21 protein-coding genes and 2 rRNA genes are annotated in these 26,690 nt (G+C 53.9%); 13 read left to right on the forward strand and 10 right to left on the reverse strand.

Annotation, left to right across the window (positions count from 1 at the left end):
- Window positions 1-29: 29 nt before the first annotated feature.
- Together H7R76_RS23450 and H7R76_RS23455 are read right to left on the reverse strand one after the other, a co-directional pair.
- Window positions 30-2,936: ribosomal RNA gene (locus H7R76_RS23450) — 23S ribosomal RNA — on the reverse strand.
- A gap of 233 nt (window positions 2,937-3,169) precedes the next feature.
- Window positions 3,170-4,709 (reverse strand): 16S ribosomal RNA (locus H7R76_RS23455).
- Together the 16S and 23S rRNA genes form the textbook arrangement of a ribosomal RNA operon.
- Window positions 4,710-5,183: 474 nt before the next feature.
- Between H7R76_RS23455 and H7R76_RS23460 the strand changes: the two genes are divergently transcribed.
- Both H7R76_RS23460 and mdtD read left to right on the forward strand, forming a co-directional pair.
- The gene (locus tag H7R76_RS23460; RefSeq protein ID WP_106930073.1) at window positions 5,184-5,888 is read left to right on the forward strand and encodes a FadR/GntR family transcriptional regulator; all 705 of its coding nucleotides are present in this window, start codon (window positions 5,184-5,186) and stop codon (window positions 5,886-5,888) included.
- A 10-nt stretch (window positions 5,889-5,898) separates the two neighbouring features.
- On the forward strand, window positions 5,899-7,287 hold the full coding sequence (gene mdtD / locus H7R76_RS23465; RefSeq protein ID WP_182966619.1) for a multidrug transporter subunit MdtD: 1,389 nt from the start codon (window positions 5,899-5,901) through the stop codon (window positions 7,285-7,287).
- 2 nt (window positions 7,288-7,289) lie between these two features.
- Here mdtD and rbsR read toward each other — a convergent pair whose 3' ends face one another.
- The 7 genes from rbsR to kup form a co-directional block, all read right to left on the reverse strand.
- A complete protein-coding gene (gene rbsR / locus H7R76_RS23470; protein ID WP_106930077.1) occupies window positions 7,290-8,282 on the reverse strand; it encodes a ribose operon transcriptional repressor RbsR in 993 nt (330 codons plus the stop codon).
- Between the two features lie 3 nt (window positions 8,283-8,285).
- Window positions 8,286-9,215 (reverse strand): ribokinase, encoded by a 930-nt coding sequence (gene rbsK, locus H7R76_RS23475; RefSeq protein WP_106930079.1) that lies wholly within the window; start codon window positions 9,213-9,215, stop codon window positions 8,286-8,288.
- Between the two features lie 111 nt (window positions 9,216-9,326).
- Window positions 9,327-10,217 carry a ribose ABC transporter substrate-binding protein RbsB gene (gene rbsB, locus H7R76_RS23480; RefSeq protein ID WP_182966621.1) on the reverse strand — a complete coding sequence of 297 codons (891 nt, stop codon included), beginning with the start codon at window positions 10,215-10,217 and terminating at the stop codon, window positions 9,327-9,329.
- Window positions 10,218-10,244: 27 nt separating this feature from the next.
- Window positions 10,245-11,210: a ribose ABC transporter permease gene (rbsC, locus tag H7R76_RS23485; RefSeq protein WP_106930083.1), complete on the reverse strand. Its 966-nt coding sequence runs from the start codon at window positions 11,208-11,210 to the stop codon at window positions 10,245-10,247.
- Window positions 11,211-11,215: 5 nt separating this feature from the next.
- Window positions 11,216-12,721, reverse strand: coding sequence for a ribose ABC transporter ATP-binding protein RbsA (gene rbsA, locus H7R76_RS23490; RefSeq protein WP_106930085.1), 1,506 nt, complete (start codon window positions 12,719-12,721; stop codon window positions 11,216-11,218).
- 7 nt (window positions 12,722-12,728) lie between these two features.
- Window positions 12,729-13,148, reverse strand: coding sequence for a D-ribose pyranase (gene rbsD, locus H7R76_RS23495; protein WP_106930087.1), 420 nt, complete (start codon window positions 13,146-13,148; stop codon window positions 12,729-12,731).
- 173 nt (window positions 13,149-13,321) lie between these two features.
- Window positions 13,322-15,190 carry a low affinity potassium transporter Kup gene (kup, locus tag H7R76_RS23500; protein WP_106930089.1) on the reverse strand — a complete coding sequence of 623 codons (1,869 nt, stop codon included), beginning with the start codon at window positions 15,188-15,190 and terminating at the stop codon, window positions 13,322-13,324.
- Between the two features lie 219 nt (window positions 15,191-15,409).
- Here kup and ravA point away from each other — a divergent pair, with 219 nt between their 5' ends.
- Window positions 15,410-16,906: an ATPase RavA gene (ravA, locus tag H7R76_RS23505; RefSeq protein WP_182966623.1), complete on the forward strand. Its 1,497-nt coding sequence runs from the start codon at window positions 15,410-15,412 to the stop codon at window positions 16,904-16,906.
- Entirely contained in the window at window positions 16,906-18,357 is a 1,452-nt protein-coding gene (viaA, locus tag H7R76_RS23510) for an ATPase RavA stimulator ViaA (RefSeq protein WP_106930093.1), read from the forward strand. The genes ravA and viaA overlap by 1 nt, the downstream gene beginning before the upstream one ends.
- Window positions 18,358-18,363: 6 nt before the next feature.
- Here viaA and asnA read toward each other — a convergent pair whose 3' ends face one another.
- Window positions 18,364-19,356 (reverse strand): aspartate--ammonia ligase, encoded by a 993-nt coding sequence (asnA, locus tag H7R76_RS23515; protein WP_106930095.1) that lies wholly within the window; start codon window positions 19,354-19,356, stop codon window positions 18,364-18,366.
- Between the two features lie 151 nt (window positions 19,357-19,507).
- On the opposite strand from asnA, the gene asnC reads away from it, so the two are divergent.
- The 9 genes from asnC to atpH all read left to right on the forward strand — a co-directional run bounded on the left by asnC (window position 19,508) and on the right by atpH (window position 26,681).
- The gene (asnC, locus tag H7R76_RS23520) at window positions 19,508-19,966 is read left to right on the forward strand and encodes a transcriptional regulator AsnC (RefSeq protein WP_035893632.1); all 459 of its coding nucleotides are present in this window, start codon (window positions 19,508-19,510) and stop codon (window positions 19,964-19,966) included.
- Window positions 19,967-20,054: 88 nt separating this feature from the next.
- The gene (gene mioC, locus H7R76_RS23525) at window positions 20,055-20,495 is read left to right on the forward strand and encodes an FMN-binding protein MioC (RefSeq protein WP_182966625.1); all 441 of its coding nucleotides are present in this window, start codon (window positions 20,055-20,057) and stop codon (window positions 20,493-20,495) included.
- Window positions 20,496-20,876: 381 nt separating this feature from the next.
- On the forward strand, window positions 20,877-22,766 hold the full coding sequence (gene mnmG / locus H7R76_RS23530; protein ID WP_106930099.1) for a tRNA uridine-5-carboxymethylaminomethyl(34) synthesis enzyme MnmG: 1,890 nt from the start codon (window positions 20,877-20,879) through the stop codon (window positions 22,764-22,766).
- A 102-nt stretch (window positions 22,767-22,868) separates the two neighbouring features.
- Window positions 22,869-23,492: a 16S rRNA (guanine(527)-N(7))-methyltransferase RsmG gene (rsmG, locus tag H7R76_RS23535; protein WP_182929742.1), complete on the forward strand. Its 624-nt coding sequence runs from the start codon at window positions 22,869-22,871 to the stop codon at window positions 23,490-23,492.
- A gap of 614 nt (window positions 23,493-24,106) precedes the next feature.
- Window positions 24,107-24,487 (forward strand): F0F1 ATP synthase subunit I, encoded by a 381-nt coding sequence (gene atpI, locus H7R76_RS23540; RefSeq protein WP_106930103.1) that lies wholly within the window; start codon window positions 24,107-24,109, stop codon window positions 24,485-24,487.
- Between the two features lie 8 nt (window positions 24,488-24,495).
- Entirely contained in the window at window positions 24,496-25,311 is an 816-nt protein-coding gene (gene atpB, locus H7R76_RS23545) for a F0F1 ATP synthase subunit A (protein ID WP_005121454.1), read from the forward strand.
- A gap of 46 nt (window positions 25,312-25,357) precedes the next feature.
- Window positions 25,358-25,597, forward strand: a complete 240-nt coding sequence (gene atpE / locus H7R76_RS23550) for a F0F1 ATP synthase subunit C (protein WP_000429386.1) — start codon at window positions 25,358-25,360, stop codon at window positions 25,595-25,597.
- 65 nt (window positions 25,598-25,662) lie between these two features.
- Window positions 25,663-26,133, forward strand: coding sequence for a F0F1 ATP synthase subunit B (gene atpF, locus H7R76_RS23555; RefSeq protein WP_064540589.1), 471 nt, complete (start codon window positions 25,663-25,665; stop codon window positions 26,131-26,133).
- Between the two features lie 14 nt (window positions 26,134-26,147).
- Window positions 26,148-26,681, forward strand: a complete 534-nt coding sequence (atpH, locus tag H7R76_RS23560; RefSeq protein WP_106930105.1) for a F0F1 ATP synthase subunit delta — start codon at window positions 26,148-26,150, stop codon at window positions 26,679-26,681.
- Window positions 26,682-26,690: the final 9 nt, after the last annotated feature.

Genomic DNA, 26,690 nt, shown 5'->3' on the forward strand with positions numbered 1-26,690 from the left:
CAATTTCGCCAAAACATCTTCGGCGTTGTAAGGTTAAGCCTCACGGTTCATTAGTATCGGTTAGCTCAATGTATCGCTACACTTACACACCCGACCTATCAACGTCGTCGTCTTCAACGTTCCTTCAGGACTCTCAAGGAGTCAGGGAGAACTCATCTCGGGGCAAGTTTCGTGCTTAGATGCTTTCAGCACTTATCTCTTCCGCATTTAGCTACCGGGCAATGCCATTGGCATGACAACCCGAACACCAGTGATGCGTCCACTCCGGTCCTCTCGTACTAGGAGCAGCCCCCCTCAATTCTCCAGCGCCCACGGCAGATAGGGACCGAACTGTCTCACGACGTTCTAAACCCAGCTCGCGTACCACTTTAAATGGCGAACAGCCATACCCTTGGGACCTACTTCAGCCCCAGGATGTGATGAGCCGACATCGAGGTGCCAAACACCGCCGTCGATATGAACTCTTGGGCGGTATCAGCCTGTTATCCCCGGAGTACCTTTTATCCGTTGAGCGATGGCCCTTCCATTCAGAACCACCGGATCACTAAGACCTGCTTTCGCACCTGCTCGAGCCGTCACTCTCGCAGTCAAGCTAGCTTATGCCTTTGCACTAACCTCCTGATGTCCGACCAGGATTAGCTAACCTTCGTGCTCCTCCGTTACTCTTTAGGAGGAGACCGCCCCAGTCAAACTACCCACCAGACACTGTCCGCAACCCGGATTACGGGTCTACGTTAGAACACCAGCCATTAAAGGGTGGTATTTCAAGGTTGGCTCCACACGAACTGGCGTCCGCGCTTCAAAGCCTCCCACCTATCCTACACATCAAGGACCAGTGTTCAGTGTCAAGCTATAGTAAAGGTTCACGGGGTCTTTCCGTCTTGCCGCGGGTACACTGCATCTTCACAGCGAGTTCAATTTCACTGAGTCTCGGGTGGAGACAGCCTGGCCATCATTACGCCATTCGTGCAGGTCGGAACTTACCCGACAAGGAATTTCGCTACCTTAGGACCGTTATAGTTACGGCCGCCGTTTACCGGGGCTTCGATCAAGAGCTTCGCGTTGCCGCTAACCCCATCAATTAACCTTCCGGCACCGGGCAGGCGTCACACCGTATACGTCCACTTTCGTGTTTGCACAGTGCTGTGTTTTTAATAAACAGTTGCAGCCAGCTGGTATCTTCGACTGATTTCAGCTCCATGGGTAAACCACTTCACCTACATATCAGCGTGCCTTCTCCCGAAGTTACGGCACCATTTTGCCTAGTTCCTTCACCCGAGTTCTCTCAAGCGCCTTGGTATTCTCTACCTGACCACCTGTGTCGGTTTGGGGTACGATTTGATGTTACCTGATGCTTAGAGGCTTTTCCTGGAAGCAGGGCATTTGTTACTTCAGCACCGTAGTGCCTCGTCATCACACCTCAGCGTTAAAAAGAGTCCGGATTTACCTAAACTCTCCGCCTACATGCTTAAACCGGGACAACCGTCGCCCGGCTAACATAGCCTTCTCCGTCCCCCCTTCGCAGTAACACCAAGTACAGGAATATTAACCTGTTTCCCATCGACTACGCCTTTCGGCCTCGCCTTAGGGGTCGACTCACCCTGCCCCGATTAACGTTGGACAGGAACCCTTGGTCTTCCGGCGTGCGGGTTTTTCACCCGCATTATCGTTACTTATGTCAGCATTCGCACTTCTGATACCTCCAGCACCCCTCACAGGACACCTTCAACGGCTTACAGAACGCTCCCCTACCCAACAACACATAGTGTCGCTGCCGCAGCTTCGGTGCACAGTTTAGCCCCGTTACATCTTCCGCGCAGGCCGACTCGACCAGTGAGCTATTACGCTTTCTTTAAATGATGGCTGCTTCTAAGCCAACATCCTGGCTGTCTGAGCCTTCCCACATCGTTTCCCACTTAACTGTGACTTTGGGACCTTAGCTGGCGGTCTGGGTTGTTTCCCTCTTCACGACGGACGTTAGCACCCGCCGTGTGTCTCCCGTGATAACATTCTTCGGTATTCGCAGTTTGCATCGGGTTGGTAAGTCGGGATGACCCCCTAGCCGAAACAGTGCTCTACCCCCGAAGATGAGTTCACGAGGCGCTACCTAAATAGCTTTCGGGGAGAACCAGCTATCTCCCGGTTTGATTGGCCTTTCACCCCCAGCCACAAGTCATCCGCTAATTTTTCAACATTAGTCGGTTCGGTCCTCCAGTTAGTGTTACCCAACCTTCAACCTGCCCATGGCTAGATCACCGGGTTTCGGGTCTATACCCTGCAACTTAACGCCCAGTTAAGACTCGGTTTCCCTTCGGCTCCCCTATACGGTTAACCTTGCTACAGAATATAAGTCGCTGACCCATTATACAAAAGGTACGCAGTCACCCCATAAAGAGGCTCCCACTGCTTGTACGTACACGGTTTCAGGTTCTTTTTCACTCCCCTCGCCGGGGTTCTTTTCGCCTTTCCCTCACGGTACTGGTTCACTATCGGTCAGTCAGGAGTATTTAGCCTTGGAGGATGGTCCCCCCATATTCAGACAGGATACCACGTGTCCCGCCCTACTCTTCGAGTTCACAACCTGTGCATTTTGGTGTACGGGACTATCACCCTGTACCGTCGGACTTTCCAGACCGTTCCACTAACACACAAGCTGATTCAGACTCTGGGCTGTTCCCCGTTCGCTCGCCGCTACTGGGGGAATCTCGGTTGATTTCTTTTCCTCGGGGTACTTAGATGTTTCAGTTCCCCCGGTTCGCTTCATTACGCTATGTATTCACGTAATGATAGTGTGACGAATCACACTGGGTTTCCCCATTCGGAAATCGCCGGTTATAACGGTTCATATCACCTTACCGACGCTTATCGCAGATTAGCACGTCCTTCATCGCCTCTGACTGCCAGGGCATCCACCGTGTACGCTTAGTCGCTTAACCTCACAACCCGAAGATGTTTCGTAAAACACCATCGTGCTGCGAAAATTTGAGAGACTCGAACACACCGCTTATCTGTTCTTATTACGGAGAACAGACACAGTGTGTCGTTTCAATTTTCAGCTTGATCCAGATTTTTAAAGAGCAAAACTTCTTAATGCACTCGAAAGTACATTCAGAAGTTCATCATTTACCAGACAATTTGTGTGAGCACTTCAAAGAACGTTTCTTTAAGGTAAGGAGGTGATCCAACCGCAGGTTCCCCTACGGTTACCTTGTTACGACTTCACCCCAGTCATGAATCACAAAGTGGTAAGCGCCCTCCCGAAGGTTAAGCTACCTACTTCTTTTGCAACCCACTCCCATGGTGTGACGGGCGGTGTGTACAAGGCCCGGGAACGTATTCACCGTAGCATTCTGATCTACGATTACTAGCGATTCCGACTTCATGGAGTCGAGTTGCAGACTCCAATCCGGACTACGACATACTTTATGAGGTCCGCTTGCTCTCGCGAGGTCGCTTCTCTTTGTATATGCCATTGTAGCACGTGTGTAGCCCTACTCGTAAGGGCCATGATGACTTGACGTCATCCCCACCTTCCTCCAGTTTATCACTGGCAGTCTCCTTTGAGTTCCCGGCCGAACCGCTGGCAACAAAGGATAAGGGTTGCGCTCGTTGCGGGACTTAACCCAACATTTCACAACACGAGCTGACGACAGCCATGCAGCACCTGTCTCAGAGTTCCCGAAGGCACCAAAGCATCTCTGCTAAGTTCTCTGGATGTCAAGAGTAGGTAAGGTTCTTCGCGTTGCATCGAATTAAACCACATGCTCCACCGCTTGTGCGGGCCCCCGTCAATTCATTTGAGTTTTAACCTTGCGGCCGTACTCCCCAGGCGGTCTATTTAACGCGTTAGCTCCGGAAGCCACTCCTCAAGGGAACAACCTCCAAATAGACATCGTTTACGGCGTGGACTACCAGGGTATCTAATCCTGTTTGCTCCCCACGCTTTCGCACCTGAGCGTCAGTCTTCGTCCAGGGGGCCGCCTTCGCCACCGGTATTCCTCCAGATCTCTACGCATTTCACCGCTACACCTGGAATTCTACCCCCCTCTACGAGACTCAAGCTTGCCAGTTTCAAATGCAGTTCCCAGGTTGAGCCCGGGGATTTCACATCTGACTTAACAAACCGCCTGCGTGCGCTTTACGCCCAGTAATTCCGATTAACGCTTGCACCCTCCGTATTACCGCGGCTGCTGGCACGGAGTTAGCCGGTGCTTCTTCTGCGAGTAACGTCAATCACTAAGGTTATTAACCTTAATGCCTTCCTCCTCGCTGAAAGTACTTTACAACCCGAAGGCCTTCTTCATACACGCGGCATGGCTGCATCAGGCTTGCGCCCATTGTGCAATATTCCCCACTGCTGCCTCCCGTAGGAGTCTGGACCGTGTCTCAGTTCCAGTGTGGCTGGTCATCCTCTCAGACCAGCTAGGGATCGTCGCCTAGGTGAGCCGTTACCCCACCTACTAGCTAATCCCATCTGGGCACATCCGATGGTGTGAGGCCCGAAGGGCCCCCACTTTGGTCTTGCGACGTTATGCGGTATTAGCTACCGTTTCCAGTAGTTATCCCCCTCCATCGGGCAGTTTCCCAGACATTACTCACCCGTCCGCCACTCGTCACCCAAGAGCAAGCTCTCTGTGCTACCGTTCGACTTGCATGTGTTAGGCCTGCCGCCAGCGTTCAATCTGAGCCATGATCAAACTCTTCAATTTAAGTTTGATGCTCGTGAATTAAACTTCGTAATGAATTACGTGTTCACTCAGAGACTTGGTATTCATTTTTCGTCTTGCGACGTTAAGAATCCGTATCTTCGAGTGCCCACACAGATTGTCTGATAAATTGTTAAAGAGCAGTTGCGACGCGCTTTAGCGCCTGTCGCTGAGGTGGCGTATACTACGCTTTCCTCTTTCAGAGTCAAGCGTTTAATTTCGCTTTTCTCTGCCGAGATTCTCAGGAGAACCTCGCTGACCCGGCGGCTTGTAATCCGTTGTTCCGTGTCAGTGGAGGCGCATTATAGGGAGTTTATTCTGGCTGACAAGCGTAAATTCAAAATAATTTATCGCTCGCTTTTTTTTTCACCAAATTGTGTATCAATACAGCGTAAAAAGCCCAGACTGCTGTTTTTAACACCGATCCAGTACGTCAAATGGCATACTAAAGAAAGATAAATAATAGGAATGGCCTTTATGTCTCTTAGCGCACAGCAACTTGCAGCCCAAAAAAACATCTCCTGGGTCCTGGCGGAAAAAATAGCCCAGAAGATATTAACCGGTGAATATCCACCGGAAAGCATCCTCCCCGGTGAAATGGAGCTGGGTGAGATATTCGGCGTAAGCCGCACCGCCGTCCGTGAGGCGGTAAAAACGCTCTCGGCAAAAGGTATGCTGCTTCCGCGCCCGCGCATCGGCACACGCGTAATGCCTCAGGCGCACTGGAACTTCCTTGATACCGAGCTGATCTCCTGGTGGCTAACCACCGATAACTTCCAGGCCGTCATGAAGCACTTCCTGGTACTGCGCCGCAGCCTGGAACCACAGGCGTGTATGCTGGCCGCCACGCTCGGCACCGCCGAACAGAAAGCGCAGCTGAACACCTTAATGGCGGAAATGGCAACGCTGGAAAAATCCTTCGACCGTGAGCGATGGATCGATATCGACACCACCTGGCACGAACATATCTATGAAATGAGCGCGAATCCGTTCCTGACGTCCTTCGCCAGGCTCTTCCATTCCGTGTACCACATCTATTTCACGTCAATTACTGAAGATGAAGTGATTGAACTGGCCAGTCACCAGGCCATCGTGGATGCCATCCAGGAAGGCGATGGTCCAGGCGCATTTCAGGCCTGCCAGGCGTTATTAAACGCGCCACACATCCTGGCCGCAGTATAAAGGACAATGCATGACTGAAAAGAAAGCGCGGAGTATGGCCGGGCTACCGTGGATAGCCGCGATGGCCTTCTTTATGCAGGCGCTGGACGCCACCATTCTGAATACGGCGCTTCCCGCCATTGCGCATAGCCTCAACCGTTCACCGCTGGCGATGCAGTCGGCAATCATCAGCTATACCCTTACCGTGGCCATGCTTATCCCGGTGAGCGGCTGGCTGGCCGATCGTTTTGGTACCCGACGTATCTTTATGCTTGCGGTTAGCCTGTTCACGCTCGGTTCACTCGCCTGCGCGCTTTCCTCCTCGCTCGGTGAACTGGTTGTTTTCCGCGTAATCCAGGGCATCGGTGGCGCGATGATGATGCCCGTTGCCCGTCTGGCTCTCCTGCGCGCCTACCCGCGTAGCGAACTGCTGCCGGTGCTCAACTTTGTCACGATGCCTGGGTTAATTGGGCCAATTCTCGGCCCAGTGCTTGGCGGCGTGTTCGTCACCTGGGCCAGTTGGCACTGGATATTCCTGATTAACATTCCGATCGGCGTCGTCGGCATGCTGTACGCCCGTAAATATATGCCGAACTTCACCACGCCACGGCGGCGTTTCGATCTGGCCGGATTCCTGCTGTTTGGGCTGAGCCTGGTACTGTTCTCTATCGGCATGGAACTGCTAGGCGAGCAGATTGTGTCGGGGTGGGTTGCGTTGATGGTCGTGTTGTTCAGCTTGATTCTGCTGCTGGCCTATATCCGCCACGCGCGTCGTCACCCGACGCCGCTCATCTCGCTGGGCCTGTTTAAAACGCGCACCTTTTCTGTCGGCATCGCCGGTAACCTGGCCACCCGCCTGGGGACCGGCTGCGTACCGTTCCTGATGCCGCTGATGCTGCAAGTCGGGTTTGGCTACCCAGCGCTGATTGCCGGCTGCATGATGGCGCCAACGGCCATCGGCTCAATTATTGCAAAATCGACGGTCACTCAGGTGCTACGCCGTTTAGGCTATCGGAAAACGCTGGTAAGGGTGACATTATTCATCGGCCTGATGATTGCGCAGTTCTCGCTGCAGTCGCCATCCATGCCGGTATGGCTACTGATCCTGCCGCTGTTCGTGCTGGGGATGGCCATGTCGACGCAGTTCACCTCAATGAACACCATCACGCTTGCCGACCTCACGGATGACAACGCCAGCGGCGGCAACAGCCTGCTGGCGGTGACACAGCAGCTATCAATCAGCTTAGGCGTCGCCATCAGCGCCGCGGTGCTTCGCTCCTACCAGAGCATGGTGGATTCGACGATCGATCAGTTCCACTACACCTTTATCACCATGGGCGTGATTACGGCAGTTTCAGCGCTGATGTTTATGCTGCTGCGGCCGAAGGATGGCCGCAACCTGATAAAAGAAAAGCATTAGTCTCAGACCGAGCCTCGCACCACCAGCTCGGGCGTCAGCTGCATACGCTGCTGTTTTTGCCCGGGCTGCGTGATACGGTGAATGAGTACATCTATCGCCAGCTCGCCCAGTTCATCTTTGGGTTGATGAATAGTGGTCAGCGGCGGCGTCATATAGCGCGCCAGTTCGATATCGTCATAACCGATTACCGCCATATCCTGAGGAATGCGCAGTCCGGCCTGATACAGCGCCTGATAAGCACCCACCGCCATCGCATCGTTGCCGACGAAGACCGCATCCGGACGTTCAGGATGCGCCAGCAGTTTCTGCATCGCGTCAAAGCCGCCGCCAAACTCGAAGTTGCTGGTAATTTCATAGCCGTCCGGGATCGGCAACTGCGCGTTATGCATCGCTTCCCGATACCCTTCCAGACGCAGCCGCGCCGGCGTTTTATCCAACGGACCGGCAATACAGGCAATTCGCGTATGCCCGCGCGCGATAAGGTAGCGGGTGGCCATGTCGCCGCCCAACAGCGAATTATCCTGAATCAGATCGCTGTCGCCGTCGAACGGCGCCCAGTCCATCATGACAGAAGGAATCGAAGGGTAGCGCTGCATAATCTCCAGCGACGGCTGGTGCGTTTCGGTACACAGCAATAGCAGCCCGTCGACGCGCTTTTGCATCAGCGTCTCCAGGTTGCGATTCATTCGCTGTTCATCACCTTCGGTATTGCACAGTACCAGGCTATAGCCGCGCTCAAAGCAGCTGCGCTCCACGCCGCGTACCAGTTCAGAATAGAACGGGTTGGTACTGGCAGTGATTAGCATGCCAATGGTATGGGTCTGATTTAGCTTGAGGCTGCGCGCCAGCGCCGACGGCGCGTAGTTCAGTTCTTTAATCGCCGCATCAACTTTCTCAGTAATGGCATCGCTGACAAACCGATCTTTATTAATAACGTGAGATACCGTGGAGGTGGAAACGCCCGCCAGGCGAGCAACATCCTTCATCGTGGCCAAGCGTTACCCCTGCTGACGTAAAAATTCGTCGATCTCTTCACGCCAGGGCACAGAAGGCTGCGCGCCTTTACGCGTTACGGCAATGGCCGCTGCCGCATGCGCAAAGCGCAACGCCTCGGCCAGCGGCGTGTTTTCCAGCAGCGCGGTCATCAGAGCACCGTTGAAGGTATCACCCGCAGCAATGGTATCAATGGCCTGGACCTTAAAGCCCGGCACGCGACGGCCTTCACCCTTAACGCTGGCCCAAACGCCACGGCTGCCAAGGGTAATAATCACCGTATCGATGCCCTTGTTGTGCAGCACCTGTGCAGCCTTCGCGGCATCGTCATCGTTTTCAACCCGCACGCCCGTCAGCTTCTCAGCCTCGGTTTCGTTCGGCGTAATAATATCCACCAGCGACAACAGCGCATCCGGCAACGCACGTGCCGGGGCCGGGTTTAATACCACGGTAGTCTGGTTCTGGTGGGCTATCTGCGCGGCCAGCAGTACGCTGTCCAGCGGGGATTCGAGCTGCATCAGCAGCGCATTTGCATTGGCAATACGTTCACGCTGTGCTTCCACCAACGCAGTAGACAGCGCCGCGTTGGCACCGGCGTGAATACCAATGACGTTCTCGCCTTCGCCGTTAACGAAGATCAGCGCGACCCCGGTAGATTCGCCGCTAATGGCGCTCACCGGTGCAACATCAATGCGATCGGTGACGAGCTGCTTACGGATACGTTCGCCAATATCGTCATCGCCGGTACAGGCGATAAACGCGATATCAGCACCGCTGCGCCCGGCTGCAACCGCCTGATTTGCGCCTTTGCCGCCAAAAGCAACCTGATAATGGCTACCGGTGACGGTTTCGCCAGGCAGGGGGAAAGATTCAAGATTGAGAATGTGATCGGCATTGATGCTGCCAAGGACGACGAGTTTGCCTGCGGTTTTCATTTTCAGAGTGTCCGGTAAGATGCGCCACCGGCATCCCGGTGGCGCGTGCCCTGCTTTTCTTTATTGATGTTGTCCCTCAGGCTTCTGGAGCCTGAATCGCATTCGCGTTTATTACTGCTTAACTACCAGCTTCAGGTCAACAGGATATTTTGCCTGTACCTTTTCGCCTTTCAGCACTTTGTCAGCGGTTTCAACGCCTTTAGCACCGATCTGGTCCGGTAACTGAGCGATAGTTGCCGCCAGTTTACCGTCGTTAACGGCCTTTTCACCGTCCGGAGTACCGTCAAAGCCCACCACCATCACATCGGACTTACCGGCTGTTTGCAGCGCACGCAGTGCACCCAGCGCCATTTCATCGTTCTGTGCGAACACGGCTTTCACATCCGGGTGAGCAGTCAGCAGGTTCTGCATCACGTTCAGACCTTTAGTACGGTCAAAGTCAGCCGGCTGGCTGGCCAGTACATTAAATTTGTGAGCAGCAACGGCCTGCTGGAAGCCTTCGCCGCGTTCACGCGCTGCTGAGGTCCCGGCAATGCCCTGCAGTTCGATAACTTTGGCGCCTTCACCGGCTTTCTTCGCGATGTAATCACCAGCAATTTTACCGCCCAGAACGTTATCAGAAGCGATATGGCTCACGACTTCACCTTTAGACGCTACGCGGTCCAGGGTGATGACCGGGATTTTAGCCTGGTTAGCCATCTTGATGGCGTTACCCACGGCATCGGAATCAGTCGGGTTGATCAGCAGAATTTTGGTACCGCGAACCGTTAAATCCTGAACGTTAGCCAGCTCTTTCGCCGGGTTGTTCTGCGAGTCCAGAACCACCAGGTTGTAACCCAGTTTGTCGGCTTCTTTCTGCGCGCCATCCTTCAGGGAGACGAAGAACGGGTTATTCAGGGTAGAGATAACCAGCGCGATAGTATCTTTCGCCATCGCGTTCGCACTGACGGTGGCGCTCAGCGCAACCGCGGAAACCAGGGTAGCCAGTTTTTTCATGTTCATATTTAAGATGTCCTGTAGTGTCGTTAGTTACTGCTTTTTGTTGTCCACCAGCACCGCCAGCAAAATCACGACTGCTTTAACGATCATCTGGTAATAAGAAGAAACACCTAACAAATTCAAACCGTTGTTCAAGAAACCAAGAATCAGCGCACCGATAAGCGTGCCGACGATACGACCTTTACCACCCGCCAGGCTGGTCCCCCCCAGCACCACCGCCGCAATGGCATCCAGCTCATAGCCGGTACCTGCCGTCGGTTGCGCAGAGGAGAGACGCGCCACTTCGATAATCCCCGCCAGCGCCGACAGCAGCCCGCACAGAGAGTAGACGATAATTTTGACTTTGTTGACGCTGATGCCGGAAAGACGCGTTGCTGCTTCGTTACCGCCTAGCGCATAGATGTAACGGCCCAGGCGGGTATGGTGCAGCATGTACCACGCGGCCAGGAAAACAATCGCCATGATCCACACCGGCGTCGGTATCCCCAGCGGACGGCCAATACCGAACCAGCCAAAGATATCGGCGTTATCGGTAAACCCGGTGTTCACCGGGCTGCCGTTGGTGTACACCATGGTCACCCCGCGCAGCAGCAGCATCATCACGAGGGTGGCGATAAACGCCTGTACGCGCCCTTTTGCAACAATAACGCCGGTAACGGCCCCGATTGCGGCACCCAATGCGAGTGCGGCAGCAACCGCCACCAGCGCATTGACTTCAATGCCGACAATCGACGCGGCGACCGCGCCGGTCAACGCCAGCAGCGAACCGACGGACAGGTCGATCCCCGACGTTAAAATGACCAGCGTCATCCCGACCGCCATGATCGCGTTCACGGAGGTTTGCTGCAGGATGTTGAACAGGTTATTGACGGTAAAAAAGTTCGGACTCATGGTCGACACAATCGCTATCAGCACCAGCAGGGCAATCAGCGATTTTTGCTCCAGCAGCCATGCTTTAGTGAAATAGCGGCGACCCGCCACAGACTGGGTTGTCATCTTTTTTACTCCTGGTTCACGCGGTTAAGCTTGCCCACAGCGGCAGCCATTAATACTTCCTGGGTGGCCTGCTCGCGTGAAAACTCACCGCCGAGATGCCCTTCATGCATCACAATAATGCGATCGCTCATCCCCAATACTTCCGGCATCTCGGACGAGACCAGAATGATGCTCAGACCGTCGGCCTTGAATTGGTTGATCAGCTGATAAATCTCTTTCTTTGCCCCCACGTCGACGCCGCGCGTCGGCTCATCGAGGATCAGCACTTTCGGGCGAGTCATCAGACCGCGCGCAATCGCTACTTTTTGCTGGTTACCGCCGGAAAGCAGACCGATAGCCTGTTCCATCGAAGGGGTCTTCACGTTGAACAGACGGATAAAATCACCGACCGCCTGCTGCTCATCTTTATGCTTCAGGCCGCCGCCGGCGCGGCTGAAATAGCGCAGCGCGGTCAGCGACATGTTCTCTTTCACCGACATGCCCAGCACTAAACCATCGCGCTTACGGTCTTCGGAGATGTAGACAATGCCGTTGGCCAGGCCATCCTGCGGCGAGCGCGTGACCACCTCATGGCCGTCGAGGGTGACGTAACCACTGGTGCGCGGCAGCGCGCCATACAGCACCTTCATTAATTCGGTACGCCCTGCGCCCATCAGGCCGGCAACGCCAAGAATTTCACCTTTACGCAGCGTAAAAGAAACGCCATCCACGCCAGGGCCGCACAGCGCATCGACCTTCAGGCGGATCTCACCCGGCTCTTTATCCAGATGCGGGTACTGATCTTCGAGCTTACGTCCTACCATCATTTCAATCAGACGGTCTTCATCAAGGCTTGCCACTTCACGCTCGGCAATAAACTGCCCGTCACGGAAGACCGTAACGTCGTCGCAAATCTCGAAAATCTCTTTCATGCGGTGAGAAATATAGACAATGCCGCGCCCCTGCGATTTCAGCTCGCGGATCACGCGGAACAGGGACTCAGTTTCGGTATCAGTCAACGCATCGGTGGGTTCATCCATGATGATGACCCTGGACTCAAAGCTCAGCACCTTGGCGATCTCTACCATCTGCTGATCGCCGATGGAGAGGTCCCCGACCAGACGGTCGCTCTTAAAGCGCAGGTTTAGCTTCGCCAGCAGGACGTCCGCTTCCGCATACATCTTCTTCCAGTCGATTTTGCCAAAGCGGTTCACGAACTCACGGCCGAGGAATATGTTCTCGGCAATCGTGAGCTGTGGGATCAGGTTCAGCTCCTGGTGAATGATGCCGATACCGGCTTCCTGCGAGGATTTCGGGCCGTTGAAGGTGGTATCTTTACCTAACCACAGAAGGGAACCTGCATCGCGGGTGTAGATCCCGGTCAGCACCTTCATCATGGTCGATTTACCGGCGCCGTTTTCGCCCACCAGCGCCATCACGCGACCGGCATAGACGTTTAGCGCGGCGCCGGAAAGGGCCTTCACGCCTGGGAACGATTTATCGATCCCTTTGAGTTGTAAGAGTGCGTCCATGATGGCCTCAGAAGGTGACGCCAGCACAGAGAATGATATTCGCATACGGGGAACATTCCCCGCTGCGAATCACCGCCTGACTGTCTGCGGTTTGTTGTTTGAACTGCTCATGCGAGACGTAACGAACGTCAATGCGATTTCCCTGGTGTTGCTGCAGCTGCTCAAGGTGTTTGAGCAACGCTTCGTGGAGCTGCGGATTATGCTGTTGAATTTCCGCGGCGAGAATGGCGGCCTCGACCTGCATCTCCTGCGTCACCACGCCCAGCACCTGCATAAAGGTGGGAACGCCCTGGGTGAGCGCCATATCAATGCGCGCCGTGCTGCGAGGGATAGGTAAACCCGCATCGCACACCACCAGCGTATCGGTATGACCCAGACGGGAAATGACCGATGAGATTTCAGAATTGAGTACCGTACCTTTCTTCATTTATTTTCTGGCTCCACTAGCGAAACGTTTCGCTGTTATCAGTGTAGTCTTAAGAACGTGCAGAAAACCATCGGCAGGTTATAGAAATGTGATCGCCATCGAAACGTTTCGCGAACAATGAGAAAGGGATAAAAAAACGCCCTCCGTCAAAATGAGGGAGGGCGTTGATAGTGTTAGATTTCGACCTGGGTGCCCAGTTCGATAACGCGGTTCGGCGGGATCTCGAACTGATCCGGCGCGCGCAGCGCATTGCGTTGCAACAGCAGGTACAGCTTGCCGCGCAGGCGCAGGTACCACGGACGCTTGCCGACAATCAGCGACTCATGCGACATAAAGAAGGAGGTTTCCATCATCCGGCAGCTTAAGCCTTCCAGGCCGCAGCGGTGGAACACCTCTTCCACGTTCGGCGTCTCACGCCAGCCGTAGCTGGCTACCACGCGCCAGAAGGTCGGTGAGAGCTGCTCAATCTGCACGCGCCTAACGTTGTGCACGTACGGCGCATCTTCGGTGCGCAGCGTCAGCAGGATAACCCGCTCGTGCAGCACCTTGTTATGCTTGAGGTTATGCAGCATAGCAAACGGGATCACGTTGAGCGCACGAGACATATACACCGCGGTGCCCGGCACACGTACCGGCGGTGATTTCTCCAGTGAGGCGATCATGGCCTCCAGGGAGTTACCGTGTTCATGCATCCGACGCAGCAGGCGGAAACGCTCGCTTTTCCAGGTGGTCATGATGGTGAACATGATCAGCGCCAGGCTCAGCGGCAGCCAACCGCCGGAGACGATTTTATCGAGATTCGCCGAGAACAGCGGAATGTCGATGCACATAAACGCCACGAACAGCAGCGCCACAAAGAACTTATTCCAGCGCCAGTTCTTCCGCGCCACCGTGGTGAACAGAATCGTCGTCAGAACCATGGTCCCCGTAACCGCAATACCGTACGCCGCCGCCAGGTTTGAGGAGTGCTCAAAGCTGACGATCACCACCACCACCGAGATATAAAGCAGCCAGTTGATAAACGGGATATAAATCTGGCCGGACTCCATTTCCGAGGTGTGAATAATGCGCATCGGTGACAGATACCCCAGGCGCACCGCCTGGCGAGTCAGCGAGAAGACCCCGGAGATAACCGCCTGAGAGGCGATAACCGTCGCCAATGCGGCAATCACCAGCATCGGAATCAGCGCCCAATCAGGGGCCAGCAGGAAGAACGGGTTCTTAATGGCTTCCGGGTGTTTTAACAACAGCGCGCCCTGACCAAAGTAGTTCAATACCAGCGAAGGCAGCACCACCGAGAACCAGGCCAGGCGAATCGGTAATTTCCCGAAGTGACCCATGTCGGCATACAGTGCCTCCACGCCGGTGATCGACAGCACCACCGCGCCCAGCGCCACGAAAGAAACGGTTTTGTATTGCAGGAAGAAGTTCACCGCCCAGTAAGGGTTAAGGGCATGCAGGACTTCAGGGTTTGCAATAATGCTCCGCGCGCCCAATACCGCCAGCAGCAGGAACCAGATAAGCATAATGGGCGCAAACAGTTTGCCGACCATGCTGGTACCGTGCTTCTGGATCGCAAAAAGCAGCGTCAGAACAATAATCGAAATGGGGACAATCCAGGTATCGAGCGTGGGGGCGATAATTTCCAGCCCTTCAATCGCCGACATCACCGAGATAGCCGGGGTAATGACCACTTCGCCATAGAAGAAGCTTCCCCCAATGAGTCCAAGGATCACCAGGATGGATGTCGTCTTCGCAGAGGTGTTACGCCCGGCCAGTGACATCAGCGTGAGGATCCCGCCTTCGCCGGCGTTGTCCGCCCGCATCACGAAGGTAATGTATTTGAGTGAAACCGTAAAAACGAGCAGCCAGAAAATTAATGACAGAAAGCCAAAAACCGCGTCACGTTCGACGCCAAAACCAAACTGCCCAGACAAACATTCACGAAGCGTATAAAGAGGGCTGGTACCAATATCGCCGTATACCACGCCAATTGCAGCGAGTGTAATCGCTGATAAAGATTGTTTCTTATCAGTGCTCATAGACTAGTCTTTCGTTTTTGAAACAAATGTGTGCCTAGTCCCTTGGCCCACGAAAAGCGCACAGTATGCACGATTAACGCCAAAATCGTACCCCTTAATCACATCATATTAACCTGCCTCAAGAAATTGCGAGGTAGTATTGAGGCTATTCACCTAAAGACTTAAACGTCTATACTCAGCCAGTTAGCTGATTAAACGGCGAAAGGACGCAAGTTAATTATGGCCCAACCACATTTATTAGCAGAAAGAATTTCGCGGCTGAGCGGCGCGCTGGAGAAAGGGCTATTTGAACGTAGTCATGCCATTCGTCTGTGCCTGCTGGCAGCGCTGAGCGGCGAAAGCGTCTTTTTACTTGGCCCTCCGGGCATCGCAAAAAGCCTGATAGCCCGTCGCCTGAAATTTGCTTTCCAGCACGCCCGCGCTTTCGAGTACCTGATGACGCGCTTTTCCACGCCGGAAGAAGTGTTTGGGCCACTCTCTATCCAGGCGTTAAAAGATGAAGGTCGCTATGAGCGCCTGACCGCTGGCTATCTGCCGGAAGCCGAGATCGTGTTTCTGGATGAAATCTGGAAGGCGGGCCCGGCCATTCTGAACACCTTACTTACCGCCATTAACGAACGCAATTTCCGTAACGGCGCCAGCGTTGAAAAAATTCCCATGCGTCTGCTGGTTACCGCATCGAACGAACTGCCGGAGGCCGAAAGCAGCCTGGAAGCACTGTACGACCGCATGCTGATTCGTCTGTGGCTCGACAAAGTGCAGGACAAAGGCAATTTCCGCTCCATGCTGATTAGCCAGCAGGACGAAAACGACAATCCGATCCCGGCCAGTCTTCAGGTAACGGATGAAGAGTACTTCCAGTGGCAGAAGGATATCGGCAACGTCAAGCTGCCGGACGCGGTGTTTGAGCTTATTTTCACCCTGCGCCAGCAGTTGGATAACCTGCCAAACGCACCTTATGTTTCCGATCGTCGCTGGAAAAAGGCGATCCGCCTGCTGCAGGCCTGCGCCTTCTTCAGCGGCCGAGATGCGATCGCACCTATCGATCTGATCCTGCTCAAAGAGTGCCTGTGGCACGATGCTGAAAGCCTGAATCTGCTTAAACAACAGATAGATATTTTGATGACCGGACATGCATGGCAGCAGCAGGCCATGCTCAATAAGCTGGGCGCGATTACCCAACAGCGCCTGCAAATTCAGCAACAGCAAAGCGACAAAACGGCGTTGAAAGTCATCCGCCTGGGCGGCATGTTCAGCCGCAAGCCGCACTACGAGCTGCCGCCGGAGGTACAATCGCCTACGATCACCCTACTGCTGCAGCAGCCGCTGAAGCTGCACGATATTGAAGTCATTCACATAACCTTCGAGCGCCAGGCGCTGGCTAACTGGCTGGAGAAAGGCGGTGAAATTCGCGGCAAACTGAACGGCATCGGCTTTGCACTAACGCTGAATATGGAAGTCGATGCTGCGCAGCACCTGGTGGTGCGCGACGTCAGTCTGCAGGGTACCCGGCTATCGCTGCCGGGCTCCGGCAGCACGGAAAATATGCCGAGCGAAATCCGCCAGCAGCTGCTCGCCTTAGAGGAAGAATGGCACCAGCAGCACAACCGCTTTAGCGAACAGCAAAAATGCCTGTTCATCAATGAAGAGTGGCTGGGGCGTATCGAAGCCAGTCTGCAGGACGTCGCAGCGCAAATTAAGCAGGCGCAGCTTTAATGCTCACCATCGACACGCTCAACGTCATGCTGGCGGTCAGCGAAGAGGGGATGATCGAAGAGATGATCATCGCCCTGCTGGCTTCGCCGCAGCTGGCCGTGTTCTTTGAAAAATTCCCACGACTAAAAAGCGCCATTACCGACGATCTGCCCCGCTGGCGTGAAACCTTCAGAAACCGCTTAAAGGGCGCGCCGGTGCCGCAGGAGCTGGAAGAGGAGGTTATCTGCTACCAGCAGAGCCAGATTCTCTCCACCAGCCAGTTTATTGTGCAACTGCCGCAGATTCTGGCGCTGTTGATTCGGGTGCAGTCGCCGTTTGCCGGCCAAGCTCAGCAGCTGGTGGCAAACAACACCACCTTTACACCAGCCCTTCATACCCTTTTTCTACAACGCTGGCGGCTAAGCTTGGTGGTTCAGGTCACCTCGCTCAACCAACAGCTGCTGGAAGAAGAACGCGAGCAGCTGCTGAGCGAAGTGCAGGAACGTATGACCCTAAGCGGCCAGCTGGAGCCGCTGCTGGTGGAAAACGACAGCGCGGGCGGGCGACTCTGGGACATGAGCGCGGGTCAGCTTAAGCGCGGCGACTATCAGCTGATTGTTAAATACGGCGAGTTTCTCAGCCAGCAGCCAGAGCTGCTGCGCCTGGCCGAGCAGCTTGGTCGCTCACGGGAAGCGAAATCTGTGCCGAAAAAAGACGCACCGATGGAGACGTTCCGTGCGCTGGTTCGTGAACCGTCGACCGTGCCGGAACAGGTCGACGGCATCCAGCAAAGCGATGACATTCTGCGCCTGTTGCCGCCGGAGCTGGCGACGCTTGGGATCACCGAGCTGGAATACGAGTTCTATCGCCGGCTGGTGGAAAAGCAGCTGTTAACCTACCGGCTGCACGGCGACGCGTGGCGAGAGAAAATCACTGAACGTCCGGTCGTGCGCCAGGATGTCGACGAACAGCCCCGCGGGCCGTTTATTGTCTGCGTCGACACGTCTGGCTCAATGGGTGGCTTCAACGAACAGTGCGCCAAAGCGTTCTGCCTGGCGCTGATGCGGGTGGCGCTGGCCGACAACCGCCGCTGCTACATTATGCTGTTCTCCAGCGAAGTGGTGCGCTACGAGCTAACTGGCCGTCAGGGGCTGGAGCAAGCGATCCGCTTTTTGAGCCAGCGGTTTCGCGGCGGCACCGACATGGCCAGCTGTTTCCGCGCCATTATTGAGCATCTGCAAAACCCGCAGTGGCAGGACGCCGATGCGGTGGTGATTTCTGATTTTATCGCCCAACGGCTGCCGGATGAGGTGGTCAAAAAGGTAGGGGAGCTGCAGCAGAAACATCAGCATCGTTTTCACGCGGTGGCGATGTCCGCACACGGCAAACCCGGGATCATGCGCATTTTCGATCATATCTGGCGCTTTGATACCGGGTTAAGAAGCCGCCTGCTGAGGCGCTGGCGGCGTTAGACTGGGTTACAGCAGAGCAGAGACGCTTTCACGAACCTGGGCTGGCCATACGCCGCACTGCACCTGGCCGATATGAGACAGTTGCAGTAGCAGCATCGTCAAACGAGACTGACCAATACCGCCGCCGATCGTCTGCGGCATGTCACCGCGCAGCAGCGCCTGGTGCCACTCCAACTGTAAACGATCTTCATCGCCGGTGATCTGCAACTGGTGTTTCAGCGCTTTCGCATCCACGCGGATCCCCATGGAAGAAATCTCAAACGCGTCTTCCAGCACCGGGTTCCACACCAGGATATCGCCGTTTAGCCCGGCAAAACCGGAAGCGGCCTGAGTGCTCCAGTCATCATAGTCCGGCGCACGGACGTCGTGGCGCTGGCCGTCAGACAGTTTACCGCCGATACCAATCAGGAAGACCGCGCCCAGCTCTTTGGCAATTGCGCGCTCGCGCCCTTTCGCATCCAGGCCCGGGTAACGGCTCAGCAGCGTTTCGCTGTGTACAAAGTGAATCTGCTCTGGCAGGAACGGCGTCAGACCAAATTCTTTGCTTACGGCGGTTTCTGTTTCTTTAATACCCGCCCAGATAGCCTTCACGGTGCTTTCCAGCGTGCCGATATGGCGTTCATCATCACCCATCACGCGTTCCCAGTCCCACTGGTCAACGTAAACGGAGTGAATCGGAGAAAGTCGGTCTTCATCGGGGCGAAGGGCCTTCATGTGCGTGTACAGCCCTTCGCCCGCGCTGAAGTCGTGTTGTCCCAGGGTTTGACGCTTCCACTTCGCCAGTGAATGAACCACTTCGAACTGGGCGTCTGGCAGTGTTTTCACTTTCACCTGAACCGCCTTCTCGCAGCCAGACAGGTTGTCCTGTGTCCCATCGCCCACGCGGCTTAAGATCGGCGCCTGGACTTCTACGAGCCCTAGCTTCTCTTCCAACTGACGGGAAAAATAGGATTTAACGAAACTAATCTGGCGTTGTTTTGCGATGTATGCGGTTTTCATTATTTTTACTCCTGCGTCCTGTTGCCACTGATTAAGCAACAAAACCGGCCCACAATTCAATAATCAAACAACAAAAAGCCCATCTCACTTTTAATTCATCAAAATTAAAGGCTAGAATAGAAAGAATCACTAATCTTCATAAGAAAAACCTATGGAAAATTATCAGATCGACAATCTGGACCGCGGCATCCTGGAAGCGCTAATGGCCAATGCCCGTACCGCTTACGCCGAATTGGCCAAACAGTTCGCCGTGAGTCCGGGGACCATCCATGTGCGCGTAGAGAAGATGAAACAGGCAGGGATCATCACCGGCGCGCATGTGGACGTCAGCCCCAAACAACTCGGTTATGACGTAGGGTGCTTTATCGGCATCATTCTCAAGAGCGCCAAAGACTACCCATCAGCGCTGGCACGCCTGGAAAGCCTGGATGAAGTCACCGAGGCGTATTACACCACCGGCCACTACAGCATCTTTATTAAGGTGATGTGTAAATCTATCGATGCGCTGCAGCAGGTACTTATCAACAAGATCCAAACAATTGATGAAATTCAGTCCACCGAAACGCTGATCGTTCTGCAGAACCCGATCATGCGTACCATCAAGCCTTGATCGCTTTTTTTAATCCCACATTTTTCCACAGGTAGATCCCAGCTCGCTCACAGCGTACAATGCGCTCTCTCTATAAAGGTGGGCGAGCATGGCAGACATCACTTTAATCAGCGGCAGCACGCTTGGCAGTGCGGAATATGTCGCGGAACACCTGGCCGAAAAGCTGGACGACGCCGGCATGACCAGTGAAATACTGCACGGGCCGATGCTGGATGAGGTTCCGCATGAAGGAATCTGGCTGGTGGTCAGCTCAACGCATGGTGCCGGTGACATTCCGGACAACCTTCTGCCCTTATATGAAGCATTGCATGAGCAAAAACCGGATCTCTCTCAGATTCGCTTCGGGGCTATTGGCATCGGTAGCCGCGAATATGACACCTTTTGCGGCGCGATCGATAAGCTGGAAGCCGAATTGAAAGCCTGCGGGGCAAAACAGATCGGGGAGACGCTGCGGATCAACGTACTGGAACATGAAATTCCGGAAGATCCGGCGGAAATATGGCTGCGATCGTGGCAACCAATGCTCTGAGATTTGTAAAGATCGAACTTTTTTATGTGGATAACTCTGGTTAAAAGCTTGGATCAACCGGTAGTTATCCAAAGAATAACCGTTGGCTAGTTTTTGAGTTGTGTATAACCCTCCACTTTGATCCCAGCTTATACGGTCCAGGATCACCGATCATTCACAGAAAACGATCCGCCTTAACCGGTTGATCTTAATGTCAGGATCGTACTTATCCACAAGACTTGCCGATCCTAATAAGAGATCACAATAGAACAGATCTCTAAATAAAAAGATCTTCTTTTTAATACCCAGGATCCAGACGCTTTCTCCATCGACTAAAGTTGAGTAGAATCCACGCCCGGACTTCAATCCATTTAAAAACCGCAGTACGCGAGGCAAACCACCATGTTTTATCAGGATCCTTTTGACGTCATCATCATTGGCGGGGGTCATGCAGGCACTGAGGCCGCGATGGCCGCAGCGCGAATGGGCCAACAAACCCTGCTTTTGACACACAATATCGACACTCTGGGGCAGATGAGCTGCAACCCGGCGATTGGCGGCATTGGGAAAGGACACCTGGTAAAAGAAGTGGATGCGCTTGGCGGCCTGATGGCAACGGCGATCGACCATGCAGGTATTCAGTTTAGGATACTAAACGCCAGCAAAGGCCCGGCCGTTCGTGCCACTCGCGCCCAGGCAGATCGCGTGCTTTACCGTCAGGCGGTGCGTACCGCACTGGAGAATCAGCCAAACCTGATGATCTTCCAGCAGGCGGTAGAAGATCTGATTGTCGAGAACGATCGCGTTGTCGGTGCTGTCACCCAGATGGGGCTGAAATTCCGCGCGAAAGCGGTAGTGCTGACCGTGGGGACATTCCTTGACGGTAAAATTCATATCGGTCTGGATAACTACAGCGGTGGCCGTGCGGGCGATCCGCCGTCTATCCCGCTGTCTCGTCGTCTGCGTGAACTGCCGCTGCGCGTCAGCCGCCTGAAAACCGGTACGCCGCCGCGCATTGACGCACGGACTATCGACTTCAGCGTACTGGGCCAGCAAAACAGCGACGACCCTATGCCGGTGTTCTCGTTCCTGGGCGATGTCTCTCAGCACCCGCGTCAGATGCCGTGCTACGTGACGCACACCAACGAGAAAACCCACGACGTCATCCGCAATAACCTCGATCGTAGCCCGATGTATGCTGGCGTGATCGAAGGGATCGGCCCACGCTATTGCCCGTCGATCGAAGATAAAGTGATGCGCTTTGCCGATCGTAATCAGCACCAGATCTTCCTCGAGCCGGAAGGGCTGACGTCTAACGAAATTTATCCGAACGGTATCTCCACCAGCCTGCCGTTCGATGTGCAGATGCAGATTGTCCGCTCCATGCAGGGGATGGAAAATGCGCGCATCGTGCGCCCTGGCTACGCCATTGAATACGATTTCTTCGATCCGCGTGACCTGAAGCCAACGCTGGAAAGCAAGTATATCCACGGCCTGTTCTTTGCCGGCCAGATCAACGGCACCACCGGTTACGAAGAAGCTGCCGCGCAGGGGCTGCTGGCGGGCTTGAACGCCGCCCGTCTGTCTGCCGACAAAGACGGCTGGGCGCCGCGCCGCGATCAGGCCTATCTTGGCGTACTGGTCGATGACCTCTGCACGCTGGGCACCAAAGAACCGTACCGCATGTTTACCTCACGCGCTGAATATCGCCTGATGCTGCGCGAAGACAACGCTGATCTGCGCCTGACTGAAATTGGTCGAGAGCTGGGAATGGTCGATGATGTCCGCTGGGCGCGCTTCAACGAGAAGCTGGAGAACATCGAACGTGAACGCCAGCGCCTGAAATCCACCTGGGTCGCGCCTTCGGCAGCGACGGCGGCAGAAGTGAATGCTCACCTGACCGCGCCGCTGTCTCGTGAAGCTAACGGTGAAGACCTGCTACGTCGCCCGGAAATGACCTACGCACAGCTGACCTCTCTGACGCCGTTCTCACCGGCGCTGGACGATGTACAGGCGGCGGAACAGGTTGAAATCCAGGTGAAATACGAAGGTTATATCGCGCGTCAGCAGGATGAGATCGAAAAACAGCAGCGCAATGAAAATACGCTGCTGCCTGAAACGCTGGACTATCGCCAGGTTAACGGTTTGTCCAATGAAGTGATCGCGAAACTTAACGATCACAAACCGGTTTCTATCGGCCAGGCGTCACGCATTTCCGGGATCACCCCGGCGGCAATCTCTATTTTGCTGGTATGGCTGAAAAAACAAGGTCTGCTGCGCCGCAGCGCGTAATGATTGAACATTGCCCGGTGGCGCTATGCTTACCGGGCCTACTTTGTAGGTCGGATAAGGCGAAGTCGCCATCCGGCAGATTATCGCTAACAGGTATTCTCTGTGCTCAACAAACTCTCTCGACTGCTGAATGAAGCAGGCATTTCCCTCTCCGATCACCAGAAAAATCAGCTTGTCGGCTATGTCGATATGCTGCATAAGTGGAACAAGGCGTACAACCTGACGTCGGTGCGCGATCCGAACGAGATGCTGGTTCGCCACATCCTCGACAGCATTGTGGTGGCACCGTCGCTGAAAGGTGAACGTTTTATCGATGTCGGTACCGGGCCGGGCCTGCCGGGTATTCCGCTGTCTATCGTGCGTCCGGATGCGCACTTCACGCTGCTCGATAGCTTGGGCAAGCGCGTTCGCTTTCTGCGCCAGGTTCAGCACGAACTGAATCTGGACAACATCACGCCGGTGCAGAGCCGCGTTGAAGCATTCCCCGCTGAGCCGCCGTTTGACGGTGTCATCAGCCGCGCCTTCGCCTCGCTGACCGATATGGTGAACTGGTGTCATCATCTCCCGGGTGCGGAAGGGCGCTTCTACGCGCTGAAAGGGCAGCTGCCGGAAGATGAAATTGCGCAACTTCCAGAGGGATTTAGCGTGGAGTCCGTGGTCGAATTACGGGTTCCTCAGTTGGAAGGGGAGCGTCATTTGGTGATTATTGCACCAAACAAAATTTAATTTTTATCAAAAAAAGTAGAAAAAAAAGGCGGGTTCAGGTGTTAACAAACTGGCGACACTGCCCGCCGTTGTATGGCTGAATTTTACTAGGACTTAACCTGTTTTTATCTTATCGATAACCAAGCTTTTTTTGTTAATGATGAGAATAGTAAACGTGGAAAATATCAGTCTGCTATAAATCAGCAGGTAAGTCATTTGTTCATGTTAATAATTTATTATAAATGTCAACGAATGGTTTTTGTTCTGTATCTACGTTTTTTTAAAAGAGTACTCAGATTTAGCCTTAGATATCAAAACGATGAGAACTCATATTTTGCGACGTTGATACAGAAGCCAGGCGCTAAAATGTTTAATATGTGATCTTGTGCACGCTTTATAGTCACTGTTTTCGCTGTATTTGCACTTTTGTACGATCGTTCACACTTTGACGAAAAGTAGGAAAATAGCGCGAATGAAAAATATTTAAATATTTATTCACCTTTTGGCTACTTATTGTTTGAAATCACGAGGCACCACCGTATAATTTGACCGCTTTTTGATGCTTGACTCTGAGCTTTAAAGAACGTTTTATACGACACGCGGCATACCTCAAAGGGAGCAGGAGTTCAAACGTGATGTCTATGTCGCTCGTGAGTCGAAATGTTGCTCGTAAGCTTCTGTTCATTCAGCTTCTGGCAGTGATAGCAAGTGGATTGCTGTTCAGCCTTAAAGACCCCGTCTGGGGCATCTCCGCCGCGTGTGGAGGCCTGGCAGTGTTACTGCCTAATATGTTGTTTATGATTTTTGCCTGGCGTCACCAGGTGCATACACCCGCGAAGGGCAAAGTGGCCTGGACGTTCGCCTTCGGCGAAGCGTTCAAGGTGCTAGCGATGCTGGTGTTACTGATTGTGGCGCTGGCGGTTTTAAAGGCGGTATTCTTACCGCTGATCGTTACATGGATTTTGGTGCTAGTGGTTCAGATACTGGCGCCCGCTGTAATTAACAACAAAGGGTAAAAGGCATCATGGCTTCTGAAAATATGACGCCGCAGGAATACATAGGACACCATCTGAATAACCTTCAGCTGGACCTGCGTACTTTCTCGCTGGTAGATCCGCATAACCCCCCAGCCACCTTCTGGACGCTCAATATTGACTCCATGTTCTTCTCGGTGGTGCTGGGTCTGTTGTTCCTGCTTATGTTCCGTAGCGTTGCCAAAAAAGCGACCAGCGGCGTACCAGGTAAATTTCAGACCGCGATTGAGCTGGTAATCGGCTTCGTTCATGGCAGTGTCAAAGACATGTACCATGGCAAAAGCAAGGTTATCGCTCCGCTTGCCCTGACGATCTTCGTCTGGGTCTTCCTGATGAACCTGATGGACTTACTGCCTATCGACCTGCTGCCGTATATTGCTGAGCATATACTGGGCCTGCCGGCGCTGCGCGTGGTTCCGTCTGCGGACGTAAACATCACCCTGTCTATGGCACTGGGCGTGTTTATCCTGATTCTGTTCTACAGCATCAAAATGAAAGGCATCGGTGGCTTCGCGAAAGAGCTGACACTGCAGCCGTTCAATCACTGGGCATTTATTCCTGTCAACTTAATCCTTGAAGGGGTAAGCCTGCTGTCCAAACCAGTATCTCTGGGTCTGCGACTGTTCGGCAACATGTATGCCGGTGAGCTGATTTTCATTCTGATTGCTGGTCTGTTGCCGTGGTGGTCACAGTGGATTCTGAATGTGCCGTGGGCCATTTTCCACATCCTGATCATTACGCTGCAAGCCTTCATCTTCATGGTTCTGACGATTGTCTATCTGTCGATGGCGTCTGAAGAGCATTAATTTACCAACACTACTACGTTTTAACTGAAACAAACTGGAGACTGTCATGGAAAACCTGAATATGGATCTGCTGTACATGGCTGCCGCTGTGATGATGGGTCTGGCGGCAATCGGTGCTGCGATCGGTATCGGCATCCTCGGGGGCAAATTCCTGGAAGGCGCAGCGCGTCAACCGGATCTGATTCCTCTGCTGCGTACTCAGTTCTTTATCGTTATGGGTCTGGTGGATGCTATCCCGATGATCGCTGTAGGTCTGGGTCTGTACGTGATGTTCGCTGTCGCGTAGTAAGCGTTGCTTTGAATTAAGTAAGAGCAATATCAGAACGTTAACTAGATAAGAGGCATTGTGCTGTGAATCTTAACGCAACAATCCTCGGCCAGGCCATCGCGTTTGTCCTGTTCGTTCTGTTCTGCATGAAATACGTATGGCCGCCGTTAATGGCAGCCATCGAAAAACGTCAAAAAGAGATTGCTGACGGTCTTTCTTCTGCAGAACGAGCTAAAAAGGATTTGGACCTTGCACAGGCCAATGCGACCGACCAGCTGAAAAAAGCGAAAGCGGAAGCCCAGGTGATCATCGAGCAGGCGAACAAACGTCGTTCTCAGATCCTGGACGAAGCTAAAGCTGAAGCAGAGCAGGAACGTACTAAAATCGTGGCACAGGCTCAGGCAGAAATTGATGCCGAGCGTAAACGTGCTCGCGAAGAGCTGCGTAAGCAAGTCGCTATCCTGGCTGTTGCTGGCGCCGAGAAGATCATCGAACGTTCCGTGGATGAAGCTGCTAACAGCGACATCGTGGATAAACTTGTCGCTGAACTGTAAGGAGGGAGGGGCTGATGTCTGAATTTGTTACGGTAGCTCGCCCCTACGCCAAAGCAGCTTTTGACTTTGCCGTCGAACACAAAAGCGTAGATCGCTGGCAGGACATGCTGGCGTTTGCCGCCGAAGTGACGAAGAACGAACAAATGGCAGAGCTTCTGTCTGGCGCACTGGCGCCGGAAACGCTCTCTACGTCGTTTATCGCTGTATGCGGTGAGCAACTGGACGAAAACGGCCAGAACCTGATTAAGGTCATGGCTGAAAACGGTCGTCTTAAAGTGCTCCCTGATGTTCTTGAGCAGTTCGTGCATCTGCGCGCCGCGAGTGAAGCTACCTCTGAGGTAGACGTTATCTCCGCCAATGCGTTGAATGAAGAACAGCTCGCGAAAATCACCGCCGCGATGGAAAAACGTCTGTCACGCAAAGTTAAGCTGAATTGCAAAATCGATAAGTCTGTAATGGCAGGCGTTATCATCCGTGCGGGTGATATGGTCATTGACGGTAGCGTACGCGGCCGTCTTGAACGCCTTGCAGACGTCTTGCAGTCTTAAGGGGACTGG

It is taken from the genome of Klebsiella sp. WP8-S18-ESBL-06 (assembly GCF_014169755.1).
Classification (GTDB): Bacteria; Pseudomonadota; Gammaproteobacteria; order Enterobacterales; family Enterobacteriaceae; genus Kluyvera; species Kluyvera ascorbata_B.

Bases quoted from the DNA above. Each gene is read 5' to 3' on its own strand.
- kup (WP_106930089.1), bottom strand. From the start codon at position 15,190: ATGAGCACTGATAAGAAACAATCTTTATCAGCGATTACACTCGCTGCA.
- rbsA (WP_106930085.1), bottom strand. From the start codon at position 12,721: ATGGACGCACTCTTACAACTCAAAGGGATCGATAAATCGTTCCCAGGC.
- rbsD (WP_106930087.1), bottom strand. From the start codon at position 13,148: ATGAAGAAAGGTACGGTACTCAATTCTGAAATCTCATCGGTCATTTCC.
- rbsK (WP_106930079.1), bottom strand. From the start codon at position 9,215: ATGAAAACCGCAGGCAAACTCGTCGTCCTTGGCAGCATCAATGCCGAT.
- H7R76_RS23460 (WP_106930073.1), top strand. From the start codon at position 5,184: ATGTCTCTTAGCGCACAGCAACTTGCAGCCCAAAAAAACATCTCCTGG.
- rbsB (WP_182966621.1), bottom strand. From the start codon at position 10,217: ATGAACATGAAAAAACTGGCTACCCTGGTTTCCGCGGTTGCGCTGAGC.
- rbsC (WP_106930083.1), bottom strand. From the start codon at position 11,210: ATGACAACCCAGTCTGTGGCGGGTCGCCGCTATTTCACTAAAGCATGG.
- mnmG (WP_106930099.1), top strand. From the start codon at position 20,877: ATGTTTTATCAGGATCCTTTTGACGTCATCATCATTGGCGGGGGTCAT.
- viaA (WP_106930093.1), top strand. From the start codon at position 16,906: ATGCTCACCATCGACACGCTCAACGTCATGCTGGCGGTCAGCGAAGAG.
- mioC (WP_182966625.1), top strand. From the start codon at position 20,055: ATGGCAGACATCACTTTAATCAGCGGCAGCACGCTTGGCAGTGCGGAA.
- atpB (WP_005121454.1), top strand. From the start codon at position 24,496: ATGGCTTCTGAAAATATGACGCCGCAGGAATACATAGGACACCATCTG.
- atpE (WP_000429386.1), top strand. From the start codon at position 25,358: ATGGAAAACCTGAATATGGATCTGCTGTACATGGCTGCCGCTGTGATG.
- mdtD (WP_182966619.1), top strand. From the start codon at position 5,899: ATGACTGAAAAGAAAGCGCGGAGTATGGCCGGGCTACCGTGGATAGCC.
- atpI (WP_106930103.1), top strand. From the start codon at position 24,107: ATGTCTATGTCGCTCGTGAGTCGAAATGTTGCTCGTAAGCTTCTGTTC.
- ravA (WP_182966623.1), top strand. From the start codon at position 15,410: ATGGCCCAACCACATTTATTAGCAGAAAGAATTTCGCGGCTGAGCGGC.
- asnC (WP_035893632.1), top strand. From the start codon at position 19,508: ATGGAAAATTATCAGATCGACAATCTGGACCGCGGCATCCTGGAAGCG.
- atpH (WP_106930105.1), top strand. From the start codon at position 26,148: ATGTCTGAATTTGTTACGGTAGCTCGCCCCTACGCCAAAGCAGCTTTT.
- asnA (WP_106930095.1), bottom strand. From the start codon at position 19,356: ATGAAAACCGCATACATCGCAAAACAACGCCAGATTAGTTTCGTTAAA.